At 58.1% G+C, this 21,473-nt stretch carries 19 protein-coding genes; 13 read left to right on the forward strand and 6 right to left on the reverse strand.

Annotated elements, in window-relative coordinates; genetic code table 11:
- Window positions 1–43: 43 nt before the first annotated feature.
- From PMI09_RS00370 to PMI09_RS00385, 4 genes are all read left to right on the forward strand, one after another.
- Window positions 44–1,993: an acyltransferase family protein gene (locus tag PMI09_RS00370; RefSeq protein WP_007787765.1), complete on the forward strand. Its 1,950-nt coding sequence runs from the start codon at window positions 44–46 to the stop codon at window positions 1,991–1,993.
- Between the two features lie 74 nt (window positions 1,994–2,067).
- Window positions 2,068–3,285, forward strand: coding sequence for an acyltransferase family protein (locus PMI09_RS00375; RefSeq protein ID WP_007787766.1), 1,218 nt, complete (start codon window positions 2,068–2,070; stop codon window positions 3,283–3,285).
- Between the two features lie 12 nt (window positions 3,286–3,297).
- A complete protein-coding gene (locus tag PMI09_RS00380) occupies window positions 3,298–3,528 on the forward strand; it encodes a hypothetical protein (protein ID WP_007787767.1) in 231 nt (76 codons plus the stop codon).
- A gap of 108 nt (window positions 3,529–3,636) precedes the next feature.
- On the forward strand, window positions 3,637–3,981 hold the full coding sequence (locus PMI09_RS00385; RefSeq protein ID WP_162130386.1) for a response regulator: 345 nt from the start codon (window positions 3,637–3,639) through the stop codon (window positions 3,979–3,981).
- A gap of 381 nt (window positions 3,982–4,362) precedes the next feature.
- On the opposite strand, the gene PMI09_RS00390 is transcribed toward PMI09_RS00385, so the two are convergent.
- The 4 genes from PMI09_RS00390 to PMI09_RS00405 form a co-directional block, all read right to left on the reverse strand.
- Window positions 4,363–5,094, reverse strand: coding sequence for a hypothetical protein (locus tag PMI09_RS00390; protein ID WP_007787769.1), 732 nt, complete (start codon window positions 5,092–5,094; stop codon window positions 4,363–4,365).
- Window positions 5,095–5,637: 543 nt separating this feature from the next.
- Window positions 5,638–5,931: a helix-turn-helix transcriptional regulator gene (locus PMI09_RS00395; protein WP_007787770.1), complete on the reverse strand. Its 294-nt coding sequence runs from the start codon at window positions 5,929–5,931 to the stop codon at window positions 5,638–5,640.
- A 19-nt stretch (window positions 5,932–5,950) separates the two neighbouring features.
- Window positions 5,951–7,273, reverse strand: coding sequence for a type II toxin-antitoxin system HipA family toxin (locus tag PMI09_RS00400; RefSeq protein WP_007787771.1), 1,323 nt, complete (start codon window positions 7,271–7,273; stop codon window positions 5,951–5,953).
- A 416-nt stretch (window positions 7,274–7,689) separates the two neighbouring features.
- A complete protein-coding gene (locus tag PMI09_RS00405; protein WP_007787773.1) occupies window positions 7,690–8,844 on the reverse strand; it encodes an ROK family transcriptional regulator in 1,155 nt (384 codons plus the stop codon).
- Window positions 8,845–9,053: 209 nt separating this feature from the next.
- Between PMI09_RS00405 and PMI09_RS00410 the strand changes: the two genes are divergently transcribed.
- From PMI09_RS00410 to PMI09_RS00440, 7 genes are all read left to right on the forward strand, one after another.
- Entirely contained in the window at window positions 9,054–10,328 is a 1,275-nt protein-coding gene (locus tag PMI09_RS00410; protein WP_007787774.1) for an ABC transporter substrate-binding protein, read from the forward strand.
- A 148-nt stretch (window positions 10,329–10,476) separates the two neighbouring features.
- Window positions 10,477–11,361 carry a carbohydrate ABC transporter permease gene (locus PMI09_RS00415; RefSeq protein ID WP_007787775.1) on the forward strand — a complete coding sequence of 295 codons (885 nt, stop codon included), beginning with the start codon at window positions 10,477–10,479 and terminating at the stop codon, window positions 11,359–11,361.
- Complete coding sequence (locus tag PMI09_RS00420) at window positions 11,361–12,212, forward strand: carbohydrate ABC transporter permease (RefSeq protein ID WP_007787776.1); 852 nt, start codon at window positions 11,361–11,363, stop codon at window positions 12,210–12,212. The genes PMI09_RS00415 and PMI09_RS00420 overlap by 1 nt, the downstream gene beginning before the upstream one ends.
- Before the next feature lie 25 nt (window positions 12,213–12,237).
- Entirely contained in the window at window positions 12,238–13,374 is a 1,137-nt protein-coding gene (locus tag PMI09_RS00425; protein WP_007787777.1) for an ABC transporter ATP-binding protein, read from the forward strand.
- Window positions 13,375–13,391: 17 nt separating this feature from the next.
- Entirely contained in the window at window positions 13,392–15,530 is a 2,139-nt protein-coding gene (locus PMI09_RS00430; RefSeq protein ID WP_007787778.1) for a beta-galactosidase, read from the forward strand.
- 267 nt (window positions 15,531–15,797) lie between these two features.
- Entirely contained in the window at window positions 15,798–16,655 is an 858-nt protein-coding gene (locus PMI09_RS00435) for a helix-turn-helix domain-containing protein (RefSeq protein ID WP_007787779.1), read from the forward strand.
- 30 nt (window positions 16,656–16,685) lie between these two features.
- A complete protein-coding gene (locus PMI09_RS00440) occupies window positions 16,686–17,228 on the forward strand; it encodes a YbhB/YbcL family Raf kinase inhibitor-like protein (RefSeq protein WP_007787780.1) in 543 nt (180 codons plus the stop codon).
- Between the two features lie 348 nt (window positions 17,229–17,576).
- Here the strand turns inward: PMI09_RS00440 and PMI09_RS00445 are convergent, their stop codons facing one another.
- Window positions 17,577–18,014 (reverse strand): Lrp/AsnC family transcriptional regulator, encoded by a 438-nt coding sequence (locus PMI09_RS00445; protein ID WP_007787781.1) that lies wholly within the window; start codon window positions 18,012–18,014, stop codon window positions 17,577–17,579.
- A 146-nt stretch (window positions 18,015–18,160) separates the two neighbouring features.
- Here PMI09_RS00445 and PMI09_RS00450 point away from each other — a divergent pair, with 146 nt between their 5' ends.
- A complete protein-coding gene (locus PMI09_RS00450; RefSeq protein WP_007787782.1) occupies window positions 18,161–19,216 on the forward strand; it encodes an ornithine cyclodeaminase in 1,056 nt (351 codons plus the stop codon).
- Window positions 19,217–19,226: 10 nt separating this feature from the next.
- Entirely contained in the window at window positions 19,227–20,156 is a 930-nt protein-coding gene (gene ctlX / locus PMI09_RS00455; RefSeq protein ID WP_007787783.1) for a citrulline utilization hydrolase CtlX, read from the forward strand.
- Window positions 20,157–20,506: 350 nt separating this feature from the next.
- Here ctlX and PMI09_RS00460 read toward each other — a convergent pair whose 3' ends face one another.
- Window positions 20,507–21,460 (reverse strand): sugar-binding transcriptional regulator, encoded by a 954-nt coding sequence (locus PMI09_RS00460; protein WP_007787785.1) that lies wholly within the window; start codon window positions 21,458–21,460, stop codon window positions 20,507–20,509.
- Window positions 21,461–21,473: the final 13 nt, after the last annotated feature.

A 21,473-nucleotide genomic window follows, 5' to 3' on the forward strand; every position in this document is an offset into this window, starting at 1 on the left:
TGGAAGCACGCGGCGAACTCGATCGCGAAGTGGAGGTCGTCCGATGAACTATCGCGCAGAGATTGACGGGTTAAGAGCAATCGCCGTTGTTCCGGTTCTCTTCTTTCATGCCGCGATCTATCCCTTTAGCGGGGGGTATGTCGGTGTTGACATCTTCTTCGTGATCAGCGGATACCTCATCACCGGTATTTTGCTGAAGGAGATCGAGCAAGGCAGCCTTTCGGTCGTCGGCTTCTATAATCGTCGTATTCGACGCATTTATCCCGCAGTTTTTGCCACTATCATCGTCTCGGCGATCGCCGCTGCGTTTGTCCTTTACGCTGACGACCTTAAGGACTTCGGACAAAGTGTCATTGCAACGCTCACCTTCATGTCGAACGTCTTGTTCTGGCATGAGACCAATTACTTTGCGCCAAATGCAGAATTCAAGCCGCTGCTGCACACCTGGTCGCTCGCAGTGGAAGAGCAGTTCTACGTCCTCTTTCCTCTGCTTCTGGCTGTCCTTGCCAAGCGGGGCCGACGAAACCAGTTTGCAGTCATCGCCTTTTTGACCGCCGCAAGCTTTGCGGCAGCCGAGATTGCTTCCTTGCGATTTCCAGCAAGCGCTTTCTTCCTTCTGCCCTTTCGAGCATGGGAACTGTCAGCAGGTGCGCTCCTTGCGCTTTATGAGACAGGACGCGCGCGCCCGGCCGGACGTGTCGCGTCGACAGGCGCGGCCGTTGGTCTTCTGCTGATTGCTTATGCCATCGTCCGTCTCGATCTCGAGACTCCATTTCCGGGGCGATGGGCATTGCTTCCAGTTTGCGGGGCCGTTCTGGTCATTCGTTTCGCACAGCCCTCAAATTTGATCGGCAGGGTCCTCGGCTCGCCGGTTGCGGTCGCGGTCGGCCTGATCAGCTACAGTCTCTATCTGGTCCACCAGCCCATATTTGCCCTGTACAGATATGCCCGCGTCGTTGAGCCATCTCGCCTCGAGATGGTGGGACTGATCGCGCTGAGCTTTGTGTTGGCAGCGATTTCCTGGAAGCTTGTCGAGCAACCATTCCGAAGGGCCCGCTATCGGTCACGCACGGTCTTTGCTTCAGCCGCATGTGGCAGTCTTATTCTGATATCACTTGGCGCAGTGGCGCACCTGAACGCAGGCTTCCCCTCGTGGACGCTTGCACGGCTTTCGCCTCAGCAGGCGGTCGTCTATCGAAATCTGCTGGAGGAACGCGGTCGCATCGATAAGGTCGCCGACAGCAACAAGTTCACTGAATGCGTGTTTCGCACGGGTAAGCTTAACGAGATCTTCCGTCGCCAATTTGCCGATTGTGCCGAAGAGCATGGCACCGCAATCATAATTGTCGGTGATTCGCATGCCGGTAACCTGTTCGACGCGATCGCGCCGCTTTCAGGTCGGCCGTTTGTCATAGGGATAAACAAGGGCTTTTGCCGAGCGGTCGAATCCAATCCCCAATGCTTCTATGGTGAATTGTTGGACTTCGTCACAACGAACGCTGACTCGATAGATAGAGTCATTTACATGCAGGCAGGTTTTTATCTTCTCGATGCCCCGGACGGAGCCATCGGCAGTCGGGACATGTTCCAACGCTACACCGACCGACCGTTCCCCGTCAGCCAATCTCGTATCGACCTGACGCTGACTTATCTCGGCAAGCTTGCGAGTCACGTGAATGTCGTTTGGTCAGGTCCGTGGATAGATCCGCACGTCACACATAACCAGCTTGTTGCAAACGGCTGCGACGGCTCGACTGGTCTGCCCAATTCCTTTGTGGTCCCGTCCTATACGCGCCTTGACCAAACAGTCCGCGAGTTGGCCCGCGAAAGGCAAATATCCTACGTGTCGACGATCAACGCGCTGAATTTCAACGCGCGACTGGATCTTGTCGACTGCCAGAATGTCTACTTCATCGATGCCGACCACTGGAGCGTCGCAGGCGAACAGAGGTTTGGGCCGAAGGTCCTGGGGGCACTGAACATGACGATGTGAAGGGGCTGCTGCCGGGCAAGGCTCCTTGATCAAGGGCAAGCAATCGGCCGTGTGATCCATCAGGGGGATTTGTTATGACAACGAATACACCGCGATATCATGCCCTCGACGGTGCACGCGGCGTTGCCGCCTTTGTGGTAGTGCTGTGCCACGGCCTATCGAGGGCATATCGCCACTATGACCTGTCGCCTCTGCAATTGAACGCGTTGAAGGCTTTCCTTACGCTCGGTCACCTAAGCGTCATCTTCTTTTTTGTTCTCAGTGGGTTTGCTCTCGCCATTCGCTACACCCTGGGGAAGAACAATTCATACTGGCGGTTTCAGCTGGGGCGGCTGGTGCGTCTCGTGCCGTGCGTGGCAGCCGTCGTCGCGACCGCAACCGTGCTTCGCGTGGTGACGCCGGACCTGCCCGTCGAGATGCTCTCTGGCGCGTTTGTCGACTTATGGAAGCTTCCGATCAACGTCGAACTGTTGGCGCGACACATCTTGCTAATCGGCGTCAGTCGAACGGACACGGACCTGGATCCTCCATTGTGGAGCCTCGTATACGAAATGCGGGCCGGGCTCTTCATCCCCTTGTTCATGTATTCGCTCAAGCGATATTCGCTTCACAGCAATATCATCCTGATTTTTCTCCTCTACGCTTTTTCGTCGATCTCACTGTCCCTGTTCGGGCTACCAAACCCAGTTTTCTATGGGGAGACGCCGCTTGGTTCGCTACTGGCGACACTCCACTATCTGGGGTCGTTTCTTTTCGGGTGCGTGATCTGCCATTGCCTGCATCAAAGCGAAGGGAGTTGGTCGGTAAACGGAGCTCGGCGCTTCACACTGTTCATTGTGTTAGCTCTCCTTGCGTTCTGGCTTGGAGGCATTCTTACCCATAGCGACCTCCTCCTAAGTCTGGCGGCGGGTTGCGCGATCTACTGCATTTTGCGCATCGAGCCGTTGAAGCAAGGGCTAGAGTTGGCACCGATCCAGTTTCTGGGAAAAATATCCTATTCACTGTATCTCGTTCACATGCCTGTTTCGCTGGCGGTATTGCGACTGGCGGGGGGCGAAATAGGCGACGGCTACTTCCTTATCATTGCCCCGACGCTCAGTCTCATTGCCGCAACGATCTTGTTCGTGATCGTCGAACGTCCGTCGATAGCTCTTTCGAGAATAGTCGGGCGACAAAGCACGACCTCGAGGCCAGGCGGCCAAAGCGGGCATGACGAGGAACGTCCAGCCGGGACGAAAAAAGCGTCGGTTGGAGAGCCTGAAGACCTGCAAGTTCAATCCCTGCGACGATGAAGGAGAAAATTGATGAATATCAATGACCTAGACTGCCACAAGAGTGTTGATGAAATGGCGCTGTTTGCTGCTTCGATCCTGAGCTCGGCCACGTCTTCATCGGTTGAAATCTCCAGTGCAAGGAGTGTTCTGGTCGAAGTTAAGCGCGCATCGTACCGCCTTGCCACCGACGAGGACGTCAAAGCCCAATATCAGCGACTTGCGCTGGCATGTGCTGCTCGTGGCCAGACGTCAGGGCGCTGAAAACAGCGAAGTGCTCTTCGCCCGGACATCAGATCGTGCTCGTGAAAACTCAAATTCATTAGGTGGCAGATGGGAAAGTTAGATAGGAACGCCATTACGATCCTCATCGTGGACGACGAATTGTCGGTGCGGATGGCACTGCGCGCGGAACTTGAGGATGCCGCGATGACTGTGATCGAAGCGCGTAATGCCACCGAGGCGCTGCGGGAGCTCGAAGCAAATATGAACATCGAAGCCGTATTGAGCGATATTCGAATGCCCGGGGGATTTGATGGGGTCGCTCTTGCAAGACTGGTGGAACGTCGATGGCCGTTTGTGAGAATTCTGCTAACGTCGGGAGAGCGTGCGGTTTCTGATAGGGATTTGCCTTCAGGCACGCGCTATATCGCCAAACCGTACGAAAGCCGACAAGTGGTGGCAACCATTCGCGGGATGGTGCGAGGTTACGCCTGATCACGATCCAACACCGATGATACGAGCACTGACAATCTCGATCAGCTTTTGATTGGAGCACCACTTCTAGAAACTGACTAAATCATCGATAACCAGCTGAAACATGCATCGTTTCATATTTTTTTTGTTTTAGTGGTTTCGAATACTCATTGTATCGGAGTTGTCCTCCTGTTAGCCACCTCCTCCCTGGCCCGCCTTTCGAGCGGGCCATTTTTTATCGTCGCTTACGTCACCGGCCTTGAAGAGTGTCGGACCTTAAGCCCGCGGTTAGCTTTACAGCCGGTGGAACGACATTGCACACTTTGAGATCCCGTGATGAAGGCGCAGGAACGCCGGCCTCAAACCGCCGGCGCTAAGCTACAATCCCATTGCCTCTTCGCGTCAACGCCTGAGGCGTGCCTTTAACCTGCTATCGGCGTGGGGATCGAAATAGTGGTAGAGAGCCGTTGCGCGCACGGTGTCGGGATCGCATGGTTCGTTTGCGTGGATGCTTCGGTAGCCCCAGAACAGATAGAGATTTCCTGGAACCATTTTGATCCTCGTGAATGACGCGGGATCGTTCAGGGCTCGGGTTCTCAATGACTTTTGCCGGATCTTGTCCACCATTATTTTGTCGACAAGATTTCCCGCATAGGTTCCCCGGACGGGTCTGGTATTCGGCACGAGGAGGAGATCGCCGGCCCGACCGGTCGTGGGGATAACAATGGGAATCAATGCCGTGACGAGGTAGGAATCATAGTGAAAGTTGAGAGAATGCTGCATCATTCCCTTGCCGGTCAGGCATCTCAGCAACTGATAGAATTCGACAGCAGGAGCCGGTTTGTTGCGGCTCGCTACATAAAGCCGCGAAAAGATCGACTGGAACCGCGTGGATTGTGCCAGTTCATCAAGTCCGGATCCCTTTACGGCTTCGCTGCCTCTAAAGACCACATATTCGTTCTGGGAACTGCGCACGGACGATGCGACAAACGCCTGCATCGTCATCAAACTGGCAGGTGTTAGGAAATCCGGTATGCAGCAATACCCATCCCGTTCCATGGCGGAGAAAAGCGATTGCAGCCGGTCGTCGGAGATTTCGGGTGTGGTTGCATCAAGCGCACTTACGGTATCCATGGCGGACCTCGAAGCGTTTGAACCTCCCGACTAAACAATAGGAGTCGTATCCAGGGTTGTCTACACGAAAGATCGAAGCAACGAGGCGTCACACGGTATTGAGCTGACATCGGAGGTGTTCGGCGGCCCTGCGCCTCCGCCGGGCCATCGCAACTCACAGGCACGGGTTACAGGACGGCAAGTGTATTCTCCAGGCAAGTGACATCTCCCACAACATAGGGTGGCGGAGTAACCGCTATAGCAGGCGACATCGCGCCAGCAAGTAAGACGAGTACCCTGCCAAACGTCACGTGATACACGGGTCACTCAGTGCGATCGTTTCATGTCCATGTCCGGCTGCTGTCGGGGCGCGACATGCCGGTGCCGCTCATAGCTTGGATTGCGAACTGCTTGGAACGGATCGAAGCTTGAGTTTCTGCGGCTGTTACGCATCTGATTACCGGCCGTGAGGGATTGAGCGCCGATGTGATGAACTGGTGAACGCTAAAGAACGCAAGATCACGTATCAGCGAACGCAACGAATGATGTAGCGCGCTTAAAACTCTATGTTTGACTAACGTTCATCGTTCTAGGCACAAACCCGACCGCGAATCCAAATAACCTGCCAATCTTTTCCAAAGTCTCAAGCGTGGGGTTTGCCGTACCTGCTTCTATTTCCGCAATCTGGCGCCTGGTGAGCGCTAATGTCTTGGCAAATTCCTCCTGCGTCATACCAAAGCCTTTGCGGATCTCTGCTACAGCGCCAGGCAGCCTTAGATCGCCGTTTCGAGCACGCTGCGCCAGGTCGCGTCGGTTTTGCAGGATTTCTTCTCTGGTCGGCTTTTTCCAGCGGGGCATCAGCGGTCTCCATTCTGCGTCAGGTTAGTGACGCCAAAACGCCCTCGGCAATTTCCGCGCAGCGCCCCATGCCTCGCTCTATGATCTCGCGTGGGGCGCTCATATCCTCCGCAATCTGGGGAGCCTGACGCAGGCGTTCCGCAAATGCGGAAAGCTTACCTGCAAGACTTTTTTGCATATCGGGTTCAGGAAAGAGCTCGCCGCAAATCTGCTTCCAATCGGGGAAATGATCGCGGCCGGCATCCCGCATCATACTCCACCGCGTGGAACGGACAATTCCTTCCTTGGCGAGCCGCATCGGGGCGAAGTCGAAGAGTGGAGATAGGCGAATTGTGCCATCTTGATGTTTGCTTAGAGCCGAGTTTCGGCCGTGATTGTCGGGATTGCCAAGTGCCAGGTTTGCGATGTCGCGTTTCAGGTATTCGACGATGTCCGCGAAGGGATCAGCCGAAAATTGCCGCAAGATATCGATATAAGCTTCATGCGTGCCGACATGCCCGAAATCAGCAACGCCGATCGCAGAGACCAGGCTTTCTTGCCCAAGACGTATTGCTTCGCCGCGTTCTCCCTTCTTTCTGTCGAAGCGGGGGATGATGAGCACGCCTTCAGCATAGATTGATGGTTCGCTGACGTTCAGCCCGATATCATGAGCTATGCGAGAGTAGAGGGCTTCACCTTCGAGAATGAGGCGATCCACGGGCTCGGTGCTGCGAACCAGCTTGACGATGACATGGCGTAGCGCCTCATCATCGGTGACGAAGCTGTCGGGATAATATTGCCCGTCGCCCGCTTGGGTCATGGACACCTTCGGCCATTCACCTTGCAGGGCACTTGAGCCAGAGGCGAGCATTCCGAAGCGATCGGCAACTTCCATGAAGCGATCCGACCGCTCAAGGATCTCCGCTTCGGTCACGCCTTTGCGCTGCACACCGTGCAGCCGTTCAATTTCGGCGTCAGCGGCTTCCTTGATACGGATATTACCTATACCGCCGGTGGCTGATCGCAGTAGCAGCGGGAGATCGGAGGTGCGCTGTCCTTCAGCAAGCCCGAGATGTTCGGCAAGCTTCCGCCTTGCGTGTCCTTGGGGCATCAGATCCAATAGGAACGGTGGCCAACTGCGGCTATATCGGTTTTCAAGGTCAACGGGATAACCGACGGACAAGGCGCGATTGTCGTGGACCGTTTTTCCCGCCGCGAATTCTGCTGACGCCACAGTGACGAAATAGTTGAGATCATAGTCGACGATTGACGCGCCCTGGAAGCCGGCCGCGTCGTCCTTTATCTCCAACGTAGCGGCGGGATGCCACTCGCAGTTAAAATGGGTTTGAAGCGTAAGTCGCATTAATTGACCCTTTCAATGGGTTGTTTAATGCATATACTCTAATTATTCAACCCATCAAGATGGGTCAAATATCGGAGTTAGGCCGGCTATGTGCTCGTTTCTGAATGCAGTGAATGGGGTGTTGACGAGCATCTATCCCGGCGAGGTGTTCCCCACCGAGGTCCGGGGCGTCGGCACCGGCTTTGCCACCAGAGACAGATGACGCAAGTGCATGTCGGATGGTTGATTTGCGAAGCGGGTAGACGCGACAGCGCGAAACTTCCTCTTCGCATTTTCCTCATGGCATTATTGGCAGCGATGAGTGGCGGTAGTTGAAGTGTAGCAAAGCCCATCCTCCTCATTGTTCGCATGCCTCGCTGTCAACGGTCCGCAACTCTTCTGTAGTTTCATAAATGGGGTGCGCAGCAGAACCTTCATCAACCGCTCGGCGAGCGCTCGAAGTCGAAAATTCTCTGCGTCGCAAGCGCGGCAGCGCCCCGTGCCCATGAACTTGGGACCCAATCGGTGACGAGTTCCGGCTTGGTGAAGAATGCGAATTCTTCCATTGTTTTCCGGATCGGGGCGAGAAGGGCATCACCGAATTGCACGGCTTCTCCGCCCACGACGATGATCTCCGGGTCAAACAGATTGACCATGTCGGCCAGGTGTCGCCCGATCCGAGAACCGCAGTCCGATAAGATGGAAAGCGCCAGATCTTCTTGATGCTCAACGGACTTAGCGAACTGATCGCGGCTTATCGCGGAGCCCGTCCGGCTCTGCCATTCGTCCAGCATATAGGGCTCTGCTGCATGCGCCATCAGGCATCCACGCCGACCGCATTCACACAAGCGACCATTCACAACGGAGGTCGTATGTCCCAGCTTACCGGCGGCACTGTGGCTTCCATGATAGATCTCGCCCTTGATCACAAGCGAACAGCCGATACCGGCGCCAATCGCAAGCGCTGCGAAGTTTTGGTGATCCCGGCCGACGCCGAACAGTTTCTGCGCGACGGCGAAAGCGTTCACGTCGTCATCGGTCCAGACCGGAACATGGACGCGTTTGGCGAGCAGCTCCGCGAACGGCAGGTTCTTCCAACCGAAGCGGGGGCTCTGGATGCACATGCCGGTCGATGGATCGATTTCTCCGGGGATCGAAACACCAATACCCATGATTTCCGTTCCCTGCCGGTTAGCCTGCGCGAGGAGCTTCGGGATCGTCGCGGCAATGGTTTCGATCATGCCCTGCGGGCTCGTATTGGCGACGTCCGCTTCGAGCGATGCAAGGGGGGTCGTGGCCAGATCGGTCAGCACGCAGTCGATGCTGTATCGGTTGAGCTTGAAGCCAAGCGCAAGATGCGCTTCGTAGTTGATGTCGACTGGTACGGGGCGCCGGCCAGTGGTTCCAGCAACCGCCTCGCGCTCCACGACCAGTGCCTCCTCCATCAATTCGGCGACCACGAACGTGACGGCCGCAGGGCTCAACCCGGTAATTTGCGCCATCTCGGCGCGGGAGATCGGGCCGCGGTTCCGCAGCAGGTTCAGGATAAGGCGCCGGTTCAGGGCTCGCGACGTGCTGGCGTTGCCTCTCACTTCATCTCCTCATTAATTTATTTCGTAAATTAACTATTGCGTCGACCCTAAAGCTAGGCTAACTTCGCGCCGTTGGCAATCGAGGAGGAGTTCGCCTGCCGCCACATCGCACAGCAAGGCGACGCTCAGCACATTCATCGAACTTGGCCTGTCCGAGCAGACGGTTGCTCGGCAATGCCGAAGCTTTGTCTTGGGAGGAGAGAATGGCAATGAAAGATCTAACGTCGTTGATGGAAAGCGCGTCCTCTTCGCGACGCCAGTTCATGATCGGCGCCGGTACGGCGCTGGCTGGCGTGGCACTTAGCTGCCCCGCGCTGGCGCAGAGCAAGGAGCTGACGATCATCTCCAATATCGGCAACGCCGCGCAGCGGGAGGTGCTTCAGCGCATCGCAAGCGAGTATGAGAAGGCGGGCCGTGTCAAACTCACCATCAACAATATGGACCATGAGGCCCACAAAACGGCTATTCGCAGCTATCTTGTCGTGGGTGCGCCGGACCTCTGCTTCTGGTTCTCCGGTAACCGCATGAAGGCCTTCGTCAAGCGTGATCTGTTCGACGACATTTCCGATCTTTTCGAACGCGAGAACTACAAGAGCGTGCTCGGCCCATCGACCGCAGCGGTCACGGTGGATGGTAAGCAGTATGGCTTGCCTCTCGGCGGCCTTCTCTGGGGCCTGTTCTACCGCAAGGACGTCTTTGCCGAAAAGGGCTGGACGGCGCCTAAGACCATTAAGGATCTGCTGACACTCGGCGAGCAGGCGAAATCGGCAGGCATGATCCCGGTCAGCATGGGCACGAAGGAAATGTGGCCTGCCGCCGGGTGGTTCGATCACATGAACCTGCGCATCAACGGCCTCGACAAGCACATGGCGCTGATGGATGGTCAGATGTCCTATACCGACGATGCGCTGAAGCCGGTGTTCGACACATGGGAGGAACTGATCAAGGCTGAGATGTTCAGCCCAAACCACACCTCCTTCGGCTGGGAGCAGGCTGCCGCCGCACTGGCGCAGAAGAAAGCCGCGATGATGGATCTGGCCGGCTTCATAAAATATGGCTTCCCCGAGGATCAGGTCGACCAGATCGCGTTTGCGCCGTTCCCGGAAATCACCTCCGGCATGGCACGCTATGAGGATTTCGCACTGAATTCGATCCACGTTCCGAAGAATGCCAAGAACAAGCAAGGCGCACGCGACTTCCTTGCCTATTTCTACAAGCCCGAGAACCTGTCGGCCTTCCTCGAAGCGGAAAGTGCAGTGCCACCACGCAGTGATTGCCCGCCGAGCAAGGATCCGCTGGTCAATGCTGCCGTGGAATCGCTGAAGACCGTTGCGGCCACTGCCCAGTACTACGACCGCGACACCGATCCCGACATGGCACAGGAAGGGCTGAAGGGCTTCCAGGAATTCATGGTCAAGCCAGAACGGCGCGAGCAGATTCTCGAGCGGCTTGAAGCAACCCGCAAGCGCGTCTTCAAGGCGTGAACGCGATCGCCTGCGGTCATGCACCCTCCCTGCGCTGGCCGCGCTTCGGACAGGAGATGCCTACTTCACGCACTCCTGTCCGAAATCCGGCAGCGCCGGCGAGCATCGACCGCACGTAACCAATTCCGACCCTGGAAAGCAGAAAGAGATGTCCAGTTTCTGGCGACGCCATCGCTCTTGGATGGCTCCAACCTTGTTCATTCTCCCCGGAGCCCTTCTGTTCGGCATCGTCATCATCATGGCCTCGATCCAAACGGTCTGGGTCTCATTCTTCGACTGGGATGGCGTCAGCGAGATGCGGTGGGTGGGCCTGTCGAACTACGCACAGCTCATCGATGACCCGCAATTCTATGTTTCGCTCAAGAACAACCTGATCTGGCTCGCCATGTTCATGCTGGCGCCACCACTCGGTCTCGCATTGGCACTGCTGCTCAACCAGCCGATCAGGGGCATGCGCGTCATGAAGTCCCTCTTCTTCGTGCCGCTGGTGTTGGCATCGGTGACGGTCGGCGTGGTCTTCACTTGGGTCTACGATCCGAGCTTCGGCCTGCTATCGCTGATCTTCGGCTATTTCGGAGCCACCGCACCGGCGCTGCTTTCTGACGAGCATTTCGTTACGTTTGCGGTCGTAGTCGCAGCACTATGGCCTCAGACTGCCTTCTGCCTGGTGCTGTTTCTTGCGGGTCTCAATAACCTCAGCGAGGATCTGATCGGTGCCGGCCAGGTCGACGGAGCGCGTGGCTGGCCGATGCTGTGGCACGTGGTGCTGCCGCAATTGCGGGAAGTCAGCTTCATCGCGCTTGCCGTTACCGTGATCGGAGCGCTGCGTTCATTCGACATGGTCGCGGTCATGACGTCCGGCGGACCGTTCGGCTCGTCTAGCGTGCTCGCCTATCAGATGTACGAGCAATCCATCTTCTCCTATCGCTTTGGATATGGAGCCGCCATAGCCACCGTGCTCTTCGTCATCATGGCCGTCTTTATCGCCTGGTACCTGCGCACCCTGCTCAAGCCTGAACGGGAGGCTCTTTGATGTATCCGCGTCCGATTTCCGAAGAATCCCCACTTCGCCGGGCAGCCTATGCCGGCATGGTCGCGCTTGTCCTGATCCTCTGGCTCGTGCCGCTGATGGCAGTAATGGCAACGTCGCTCCGGTCGTTCGAGGAAGTGATGGCCGGCAATTACTGGGGCTGGCCGAAGAGGTTCAATTTCGTCGAAAACTATATGGCCGTCTTCACCCAGACGGCCATGGCACGCTACTTTCTCAACAGCCTGATCATCACGTTGCCGTCGGTTCTGGGAGTGCTGATCCTTTCGACCCTCACAGGCTACGTGCTGTCGCGCTACCGTTTCCGTGGCGCCAACCTGATGTTTGCGCTCTTCGTTGGTGGCAACTTCCTGCCGGCGCAGATCATGATGATCCCGGTGCGCGACCTGATGGTGTCGCTCGGCCTTTATGACACCTACACTGCGCTTATCCTCTTCCACATCGCCTTCCAGACCGGCTTTGCGACGCTGTTCATGCGGAATTTCATCGCGGCTTTGCCGGACGAACTTTTCCAGGCTGCGCGAGCTGAAGGGGCTTCGCCCGGCCAAACGCTGATCCATGTCGTCTTGCCGCTGATCCGTCCGGCGCTGGCAGCACTTGCGATCCTGACCTTCACCTTCGTCTGGAATGATTATTTCTGGGCAATCGTGTTGACCCAGAGCGATGCCGTCAAGCCGGTGACGGCGGGCCTCAGCAACCTGCGCGGCGAATGGGTTTCGGCATGGAACCTCGTGGCAGCCGCCACGATCATGGTCGCGATCCCGCCCGTCGTGATGTTCTTCCTCATGCAACGCCATTTCATCGCCGGCCTCACGGTTGGAGCCGTGAAGGGCTGATGCGCAAAGATCAAAGGATGGCTCAATGGCCAGCGTAGAAATCCAGAACGTTCAGAAGCACTATGGCAAGTTCCATGCGCTCAACGACATCAACCTCTCCATCGAGGAGGGCGAGTTCGTTGTCATGGTCGGACCATCCGGCTGCGGCAAGTCCACGCTTCTGAAGACAATCGCGGGTCTCGAGACGGTAACGTCGGGCCAGTTGCTGATCAAGGGGCGGGATGTCACCCGGCTCGAGCCAGGCGACCGGGGCATCGCCATGGTTTTCCAGTCCTATGCGCTCTATCCGCATATGACGGTGGCGCAGAACATGGGTTTCGGCCTTCGCATGGCCGGACGGCCCAAGGCGGAAATCGATACGGCGGTGGCGAGGGCGGCAAAAATCCTCCGGCTCGAGGAGCAGCTCGACAAGCGGCCCAAGCAAATGTCCGGCGGTCAGCGGCAGCGTGTCGCCATCGGCCGGGCCATTACCCGTTCGCCCGACGTCTTCCTGTTCGACGAGCCGCTGTCCAATCTCGATGCGGCACTGCGCACGCAGATGCGCGTCGAACTGTCGACCCTGCATGCTGCGCTTGGTTCGACGATGATCTATGTGACGCATGACCAGGTCGAGGCGATGACCATGGCAAGTCGCATCGTCGTGCTCAATCGCGGTCGTATCGAGCAGGTGGGTGCGCCGCTCGACCTCTACGCCAATCCCGCCAACCTGTTCGTCGCGGGCTTCCTCGGCGCGCCGCGCATGAACTTCGTGACCGGCACGGTCGCGGAGGTCTCCGGACGCAGTGCCAGGGTCGCCTGTGCCGACGGGCTGACGGTTTCCTTCGACGATCTTACAGTGCCAGCCGCCAAGAGCGACACGGTCACGGTTGGTATCCGCCCCGAAAAGCTCACGATTGATCAGGCTGGGTGCGCCTTCACCTTCGGCGGACAAGTGCGGCTCACCGAATATCTCGGCCGAGAAACCATCGTCTATGTCGATGCCGGTGATTTGGTGACAACCGGCTCCGACAGCGGAACCGGTGTCTTCACCGCCCAGATCGGCGACATCCGGCCATTCCAGACAACTGCCTCGGTTTCCGTCGGCTTTGACGTGCGCGATGCCTACCTCTTTGCGGCCGACGGCCGAACCATCAGCTCTCCCAAACCCGTCGCAAGTCTCTGAACAAGGATAAGAATGACATGAAGCGCACAGCTCCTGCGCCCCTTTCGGTGTGGCGCACCCTTAATCTTGACGATTTTCTCATCGGCGTCCCGCATTATCCGGAACATGTCGACGAGAGCTACTGGGAGCGTGACGCCGAGCGCATGGCCGTTGCCGGCTTCAACGTCGTGCGTTTGGGCGAGTTCGCCTGGCACATCATGGAGCCGCGCGAGGGCGTGTTCGACTTCTCGCTGTTCGACAAGGCGATCAACGTCCTGGGCGCCTGTGGCATCGAGACGATCTTCTGTACGCCGACCGCCACGCCGCCCCGGTGGCTGACCGCGACCTATCCGGAAGTGCTACGCGTTGACGTGAACGATCGCGTCGCAACCCATGGCTCTCGCCAGCATGGCGACACCAACAGTCCTGTTTACCGTGCGCACAGCCGCCGCATCACGGAGGCGCTAGCCAACCACTATCGCGACAACCCGCACGTTATAGGCTGGCAGACCGACAACGAGCTCAACACCACGTCTTCCACCTCTTATTCAGAAGCGACAGAACGCGAATTCCGCCGTTATCTCAGGGATCGTTACGAGACGATCGATGCGCTCAATTTTGTGTGGGGCGGAAATTTCTGGGCAACAGCATATGACAATTTCGACCAGATCGCCGCGCCGCGTGCCCACAATCCCGGCTTTCCGAGCCCTGGCCATTTCCAGGACTATCACCGCTTCCTGGCGCATGCGACCGCCGCATTCCAGCACGATCAGGTGGAAATCCTGCGTCGGACCAACCCGGACTGGTTCATCTTCCACAATCTTGGCCGCCTGGAAGACATCGACTTCCGCGGCCAGTTCGGTAGCGACCTGGACTTTATCGGCTTCGATATCTATCCGATGCTCTACGACGAGATGCGTCGCACTGGCGGGCATGCGGCAACGCAGGCGCTGCATCTCGATGTCTGTCGCGCCTACAGCGGCAATTTCATCGTTCCGGAGCAAGCTTCGGGCTTCGGCAGTCAGCCGGGCTTTTCCACCATGACCCCCGAACCGGGCGAGATGCGCCGTATGGCGCTGAGCTCTGTGGCGCGCGGCGCCGACGGCTTGATGTTCTTCCGTTGGCGTCCGGCGCATTACGGCGCCGAAATCTACTGGATGGGCCTCATTGACCATGACGACGTGCCGCGCCGGCGCTATCAGGAAGCGATCGAATTCGCCGGCGACGTCGCCAAGATCAAGAAGGACCTTCTGGGCACGACCGTCCGCATGGATGTCGCCATCGCGGGTGCCGATTTCGACAACCAGGAGGCCTACAAGACCTATCCCATGGGTCTGCCGAGCCCGTTGGAGGATGGTGTTCATCTGCACCGCTATTGCCATTCCAAGGGCATTGCTTGCGGTTTCATTCATCCAGAAGATGATCTTTCGCGGATCAAGCTGCTCTATGTTCCCCATTGGGCGATGTGGAAGCCGGAGTGGAACGCCAATGTCGAGGCCTTTGTCAAGAATGGCGGCACGCTGGTGATCGGCGCGATGACAGGAACGCGGGACGAGCATAACCACATTCCGACGGTTCTCGCGCCCGGCCGCGGTCTTTCCGAACTCTGTGGCGTGCGGGTCGAGGAATTCGGTCGCGTTGCTGAACCAGGCGCCGATGGCCTGTTCGGTCTCAATGGCACCGAGTTCGGACTGCACAATCCCGCAAAGCGACTTTCGGCCGGCTCGGCCGCCCGACGGTACAAGTTCGTGCTCGGCAATCAGGAGCACGAGGCCGCCCATCTCTACGAACTGCTCGACGTGGATCCAGACGTCGAGGTGCTCGGTCGGTGGAGCAACCGCTTTGCGAGCGGGCGGGCGGCCATTACCAGCCGCAAAGTAGGCGAGGGCAGTGCCATCTACATGGGCACATATCTCACCGCTGCACTGGCCGAGAGCCTTGCAGAACAGGTGTTTGCGCGCGCAGGCATCGCACCCCTGGTGGCCGACCTTCCCGCCAACGTGGAGGTGACCGTCCGCGAAGCGGCCGACCGCAAGCTCCTGTTCGTGCTCAATACGGACGGAGCCGATGTCGAAGTGAAATGCTTGCCAGGTGGTGGCACAGATCTCCTTAGCGGCAAGGAGGTCAATGATTGCCTTTCACTTGGGCCGCACGGATGTGTGGTCATTCGCTTCTGAGCAATTCGGGGTCAACCAATGATCGCGCCGATGGCCCATCGGCGCTATTTGCGCGGCAGCTCCTCGCGCCGGTCCTGCCGAAAATGCGAACGCGGCCATCTTTTCCGCGACGCGCAATATCCTCGATATGGGCTAAGCTGCTGCATCTGCAGACAACCGACGTGGATGTGAAAGTGAAAGCTTCCGCCTTCCGCACGTTCGACCTATGATCGGCTGTGGACACAAAGATCTAGCCATGCCAGATCCGACAGACATCAAGAGGTTGCATTGCACGACGTTTTGCCTATCCCCGCCGGCGCCGTAATCCGACAGGGTGGACGGGCGTGTTTCTACCGCCTCGTGAACACGTGTCCTTTGCTGATCCAGGTTCGATCGGGAACGAAGATCGTTACGGCGCACGACATGCCGTTGCGCCTCACCGCCGGAGAGTTTGGCCTCTTGCCAGATAATCGTCCGCTGACCATGGAAAACATACCGAAGGCGCCACAGAGTTATGAAACGCTTGCACTTCCCGTTCCGCGCCAACTATTCGAAGACGCATACGGTCGCATGGGTGCCATAACCCGTCCGTCAACGGCAGTTCCCGCGAAAGTGTCTGACATGCCCGAGCAGGCAGCGGCACTATTCGAGTTTTGCAGCGACTCGGAAAACCTGATCAAGCTTCCGGTGCCGATTGCCGCGGCCCGCTTGATGGAACTCATCACATGGTTCGCGCTCGCCGGTGCCGTCTTGGGCGAAGCCCAAAGTTTGTTGCTGCGAGACCGGCTGCGCCACATGATTGAAAAGAACCCTGCCTTCGACTGGACGCTGGGGCATGCGGCCCGTTCATTCCACATGAGCGAGGCGACGCTCAGACGTAAGCTGGCTGCTGAAGACACAAGTTTCAGCGAGACCTTAAGCGACACCCGAATGACGAGGGCACTGGGCCTCCTGCACACGACCAGCGTGCCGATTGCACACATCGCGCTGGAGGTGGGCTACGACTCGCCATCTCAATTCGCGGCACGGTTCAAGGAACGGTTTGGTATCAACCCGCGCCATGTGCGCAGCAACCCTGACGTCTTTGAGCGGACCAGGACAGAAGTTGAGCATCTCGGGGCAGACGCTCTTTCTGGGGGAGGATAGTTTCCCGGCAGTATCAACCAGGAAAACATCATGCGTCTCATAGCAGCACTGCTTGCCTCGTCACTTGTCAACGTAACTGTCGCTCACGCCGAAATGAAACTGAGCTCCAATGACCTGAGCCCTGGAAAACCCATGGCCAGCGAGCAGGTGTTTAACAACTTCGGTTGCACGGGCAAGAATATCTCGCCGGAACTGGCCTGGTCAGGGGAACCTGAAGGCACCAAGAGCTTCGCCATCATGGCTTACGATCCGGATGCTCCGAGCGGCTCCGGCTGGTGGCACTGGACTGTGTTCAACATTCCCGCAACTGTTTCCAAGATTGCGACCGGCGCAAGTGGCGACAAGAAGCTTCCGGAGGGCGCCGTGGAAGGCCGCACCGACTTCGGCACATCCGGCTATGGTGGCGCATGCCCGCCGACCGGAGATGCTCCGCACCACTATCAGTTTACCGTCTATGCACTCTCTGTGGACAAGCTTGCGCTTCCCGAAACGGCGCCTGCCGCCATGGTTGGGTTCTATGTACGGGCAAATACGCTCGGCAAGGCGACGGTTGAGGTGACTTACGGTCGCTGATCCTGTGTTTCAGGCAAGGTATCGAAGGAGGTCGGAGGCAAGCTTGCCTTTGCCTTCGAGCCAATGGGCGATCAGCGGGTCAAGAACATCACTGAGCCGATTGCCTGCTATCGTGTGAATTTGGATCGGGGCTCACCGGATCGCGTTGAGCCCCAGTTGCCGAACGGATATGCCGCGCTCAAAAAACGTCGACCGCGCTCCGCGCGCGCCTATGCGGGCATCGCACTCCAGCGATCAAGGCAACAGGCGCTATACGCCGCACACCATCGCTTGCAGTTTGGTCGATTGCTTCCGGTTCGTCCAGGGCGATCGCGACAATGGCGGAGGTATCGATGACATCTCTTTTTGTCAAACGCTGCTCAGCAGAAGGCTCGTTTCGCTGTTGGCAACGCCATCGATCATGCGCACTTCGCGCAGAACGCGGTCGAAATCCGCAAGGCTTGCCGCCCGGATATTGGCGACGAGATCCCAATTGCCGTTGGTCGTGTGCAACGCGGAAATCTCCGTCAGACCGCGCAGCTTGCGAATGACCTGCGTCGTCGACTTGCCGACGACCTCGATCATCATCACCGCATGCACCGCGCTCAGATCGTAGTCTTCTCTCACCCGCACGGTAAATCCGAGCAGCGTCCCTGTCTCGATCAAGCGGTCCAGCCTGTTCTGCACGGTCCCGCGTGCAACGCCGAGCGCATCCGCAAGCTTGGTCAACGAGGCACGTCCGTCGCCACGAAGGTGAGCGATGATACGCCGATCCAGATCATCAGGCGAATATTTCGCGACATCCATGTTTCCCGCTCCAGGTTGATAAATTTATGCAAGCTTACTGAACAAATTGTACAATCAGCTGCCGGAACTAGCACAGTTTTGCGCTTTCGGCCAACACTTGGGAAGGCTAACCTCTGTTCATCAGCCCAGCGCCAGAGGAATTCGTGATGCCGTCACCCCTTCCATCGGAAAAAGCCTTCGTTCCCTTCGTCAGCGTCGAGAACATGATGCGGCTCGTCCACCATATCGGGCTGGAAACCTTACTGGCTGAGCTCACCGACGTCATCGAGGCGGATTTCCGCCGCTGGGAGCTCTTTGACAAGACACCGCGGGTCGCCTCCCATTCCCGCGAGGGCGTGATCGAGCTGATGCCGACCTCGGATGGCGAGATCTATAGTTTCAAATATGTGAACGGCCATCCGAAGAACATGGCGCAGGGCCTGCAGACCGTCACCGCCTTTGGCCTCCTGGCGGAAGTCTCGACCGGCTATCCGGTGCTGCTGACTCAAATGACACTGCTGACAGCGCTTCGCACCGCCGCCACCTCGGCCATGGCGGCACGCCATCTGGCACCGAAGGGTGCCCGCACCATGGCGATGATCGGCAATGGCGCGCAGGCGGAGTTCCAGGCGCTTGCCATGAAGGCCATCTGCGGCATCGATCACATCAGGCTCTACGATATCGATCCGCTGGCGACGGCAAAGATGGTGCGCAACCTGTCGGGCGCCGGATTGACGGTCACCGCCTGCACCTCGGCGCAATCCGCTATCGAGGGCGCCGACATCATCACCACCTGCACCGCCGACAAGCAATATGCGACGATCCTCACCGACAACATGATCGGCGCCGGCGTCCACATCAACGCCATCGGCGGCGACTGCCCCGGCAAGACCGAGCTGCATCGCGATATCCTGCTGCGCGCCGACACCTTCGTCGAATATCCGCCGCAGACGCGCATCGAGGGCGAGATCCAGCAGATGGAACCGGACTACCCTGTTACGGAATTGTGGAAGGTCATCACCGGCCAGGCGCAGGGGCGGCGCGATATCAGCCAGATTACCCTCTTCGACAGCGTGGGTTTCGCGGTCGAGGATTTTTCCGCGCTGCGCTATGTCCGCGACAGGCTCAGGGGCACAGGGCTCTACCAGGACCTCGACATCATCGCCGACCCCGACGATCCGCGTGATCTCTTCGGCATGCTGCAGCGGGCAAGGCAGGCGTAGGAACGGAACGATGCCTAGACATTCAGCCTACTCCATTCAAGCGCCCTCCGCGGTGGTCATGGTGCGCCCGCACCATTTTAGCGTGAACACGGAAACGGCGGCCGACAATCATTTCCAGACCAGTCAGGACATGAGGGAGGATCTGTCGTCCGTCGCGTATGGTGAAATAACTGAGGCCGCCGACACGCTCGGACGTCACGGCGTCGAGGTGCATCTCTTCGAGGATACCGGTCGGCAGACACCGGATTCGGTCTTTCCCAACAACTGGTTCTCCACCCATGCCGGCGGTCACCTCGCAATCTATCCGATGAAGGCCGTCAGCCGCCGCCGCGAACGGCGCAGCGACGTCATCGAAATGCTGAAGACCCGCTATCGGGTGCAGGAGGTCATCGACTATTCGGGCCTTGAACCCGACGGGCTCTTTCTCGAGGGCACCGGTGCCATGGTCCTCGACCACATCGACCGGGTCGCCTATGCGGTGCGCTCCGACCGCACCGATCCGATCGCGCTCGAACGCTTCTCGACCCATTTCAACTACGAGCCGATGGTGTTCGACGCCCGCGACGAAAACGGCGTCTCAGTCTATCACACCAACGTCCTGATGTGCATCGCCACCGATTTCGCCATGATCGGGCTGGAGATGATGACCGATCCTGCCAGGCGGCAGGAGATCGTCACCAGACTGGAGCGTTCCGGCCGGAACATCGTTGCGCTGACGAACGAGCAGATTTCGCACTTTGCCGGCAACGCCCTGGAGCTTCAGGGAAGGGACGGCCGTATCCTGGCGCTTTCGACCACCGCACTCGCATGCCTCGACCGGTATCAACTTGCCGTGATCGAGGAAAGCGTCAATCCCGTCGCCCTTGATATTCCGACGATCGAAAAAGCGGGCGGATCGGTCCGTTGCACCTTGGCAGGTATCCATCTGGTAAAGCGCTGATAGGCGCAAAGCCTCAGGGCGCTAACCAAACCCAGTCCTGCCTTTTGAACGCCGCCGCCCCAATAATGCTTGCCACGGGTTGACGTATATTCGGCCTGGCAATTTCTGAATGGTGCTCTCGGTACTTCGTCACTTGGAAGCCAACAGCGACAGCGCTCGCCAACCCGCATCCACATCGGCGAGGTCCAAAGCATGGCCTGCACGTACCGGGATGGCGTCTACATGCGCATTGCGCTCGCGCAGCGTCATGACCCGTTCCACGAATGTTACAACTGGTCCATTACGTGTTCAGCCGAAATTATGCCGCTTGGATCGGCTTTAGGTGGCTCGGTGTTTTCCGGAGAGCGATTCTACAGATCGATCAATCGCTGAGCGGTGAACTTGTCGGTCACCAACATACCGATGACCCCAAGTCGCAGCGCGCCGGCAATAGCGGCCGTCTTTTTCAAGCCGCCAGCCAAAGCGATGACACGATCGACCCGCGCAAGATCCTCAAGCGGGATGCCGATAACGCGCTCGTCCAAGGGCGTCTTCACCGCTTTGCCGTTTTTGTCGAAGAAACGCAGCGAGATGTCGCCGACGGCACCTGCATCTGCGAGATCAGCAAGCTCCCGCGACGAAAAGATGTTGCCCGACCGTGCGAGAAGTTCTGAGGGTTCGACGGCTCCGACGCCGACGATCGCAAGCGTGATGCTGCCAAACAAGTCCATCGTCTCTCTGACAAATGGATCGGACTGCATGAGGAGCTTGGCCTCTCGCGAGGTGGTCACTCCCTGCACAGGAAGAAGTTTCGGCTCCGCACCGGTCAGCCGCGCAAGCCGTGTCGTAAGTTGGGTCGCGTGGGTCTGTACCGATGGATCGCCCATGCCGCCTAGCGTCTGAACGACGTATTTCGCCTGCGCGCTCTTCTGAGGGTGGATGTTTTCCACCATCTTGAAGATGGTTTGACTCCAACTCGAAACCCCGATGATCTCTCCGGGGGCAAGTGTGACCTCCAGGAGATGAGCTGCCGCTTCTCCGATCCGGGCCATGATGGCTCCGTCGCGGTCTTCCGTACACTCCACAACAACTGCCTCGGGCAGGTCGTACCTTTCACGCAGGCCCGCCTCGAGTTCGCTGTAGGTGCCAACAGGCGGGATGACGCTCGTCCGGACGATATCCTCCGCCTCAGCGCGCTTCAGCATCCGGGAGACTGTTGCCTGCGACAGCCGAAGATGCTGTGCGATCTCCGCCTGTCGCCGTCCCTCGATGTGATACATCTGGGCGACTCTTGAAATGAGGCGGAGTTCGTTTAGGCGAGACATCGCTGATCCCGGT

It is taken from the genome of Rhizobium sp. CF122 (assembly GCF_000282035.1).
Classification (GTDB): domain Bacteria; phylum Pseudomonadota; class Alphaproteobacteria; order Rhizobiales; family Rhizobiaceae; genus Rhizobium.

Bases quoted from the DNA above. Each gene is read 5' to 3' on its own strand.
- PMI09_RS00415 (WP_007787775.1), top strand. From the start codon at position 10,477: ATGTCCAGTTTCTGGCGACGCCATCGCTCTTGGATGGCTCCAACCTTG.
- PMI09_RS00375 (WP_007787766.1), top strand. From the start codon at position 2,068: ATGACAACGAATACACCGCGATATCATGCCCTCGACGGTGCACGCGGC.
- PMI09_RS00445 (WP_007787781.1), bottom strand. From the start codon at position 18,014: ATGGATGTCGCGAAATATTCGCCTGATGATCTGGATCGGCGTATCATC.
- PMI09_RS00390 (WP_007787769.1), bottom strand. From the start codon at position 5,094: ATGGATACCGTAAGTGCGCTTGATGCAACCACACCCGAAATCTCCGAC.
- PMI09_RS00400 (WP_007787771.1), bottom strand. From the start codon at position 7,273: ATGCGACTTACGCTTCAAACCCATTTTAACTGCGAGTGGCATCCCGCC.
- PMI09_RS00420 (WP_007787776.1), top strand. From the start codon at position 11,361: ATGTATCCGCGTCCGATTTCCGAAGAATCCCCACTTCGCCGGGCAGCC.
- PMI09_RS00425 (WP_007787777.1), top strand. From the start codon at position 12,238: ATGGCCAGCGTAGAAATCCAGAACGTTCAGAAGCACTATGGCAAGTTC.
- PMI09_RS00380 (WP_007787767.1), top strand. From the start codon at position 3,298: ATGAATATCAATGACCTAGACTGCCACAAGAGTGTTGATGAAATGGCG.
- PMI09_RS00440 (WP_007787780.1), top strand. From the start codon at position 16,686: ATGCGTCTCATAGCAGCACTGCTTGCCTCGTCACTTGTCAACGTAACT.
- PMI09_RS00410 (WP_007787774.1), top strand. From the start codon at position 9,054: ATGAAAGATCTAACGTCGTTGATGGAAAGCGCGTCCTCTTCGCGACGC.
- PMI09_RS00460 (WP_007787785.1), bottom strand. From the start codon at position 21,460: ATGTCTCGCCTAAACGAACTCCGCCTCATTTCAAGAGTCGCCCAGATG.
- PMI09_RS00430 (WP_007787778.1), top strand. From the start codon at position 13,392: ATGAAGCGCACAGCTCCTGCGCCCCTTTCGGTGTGGCGCACCCTTAAT.
- ctlX (WP_007787783.1), top strand. From the start codon at position 19,227: ATGCCTAGACATTCAGCCTACTCCATTCAAGCGCCCTCCGCGGTGGTC.
- PMI09_RS00370 (WP_007787765.1), top strand. From the start codon at position 44: ATGAACTATCGCGCAGAGATTGACGGGTTAAGAGCAATCGCCGTTGTT.
- PMI09_RS00450 (WP_007787782.1), top strand. From the start codon at position 18,161: ATGCCGTCACCCCTTCCATCGGAAAAAGCCTTCGTTCCCTTCGTCAGC.
- PMI09_RS00395 (WP_007787770.1), bottom strand. From the start codon at position 5,931: ATGCCCCGCTGGAAAAAGCCGACCAGAGAAGAAATCCTGCAAAACCGA.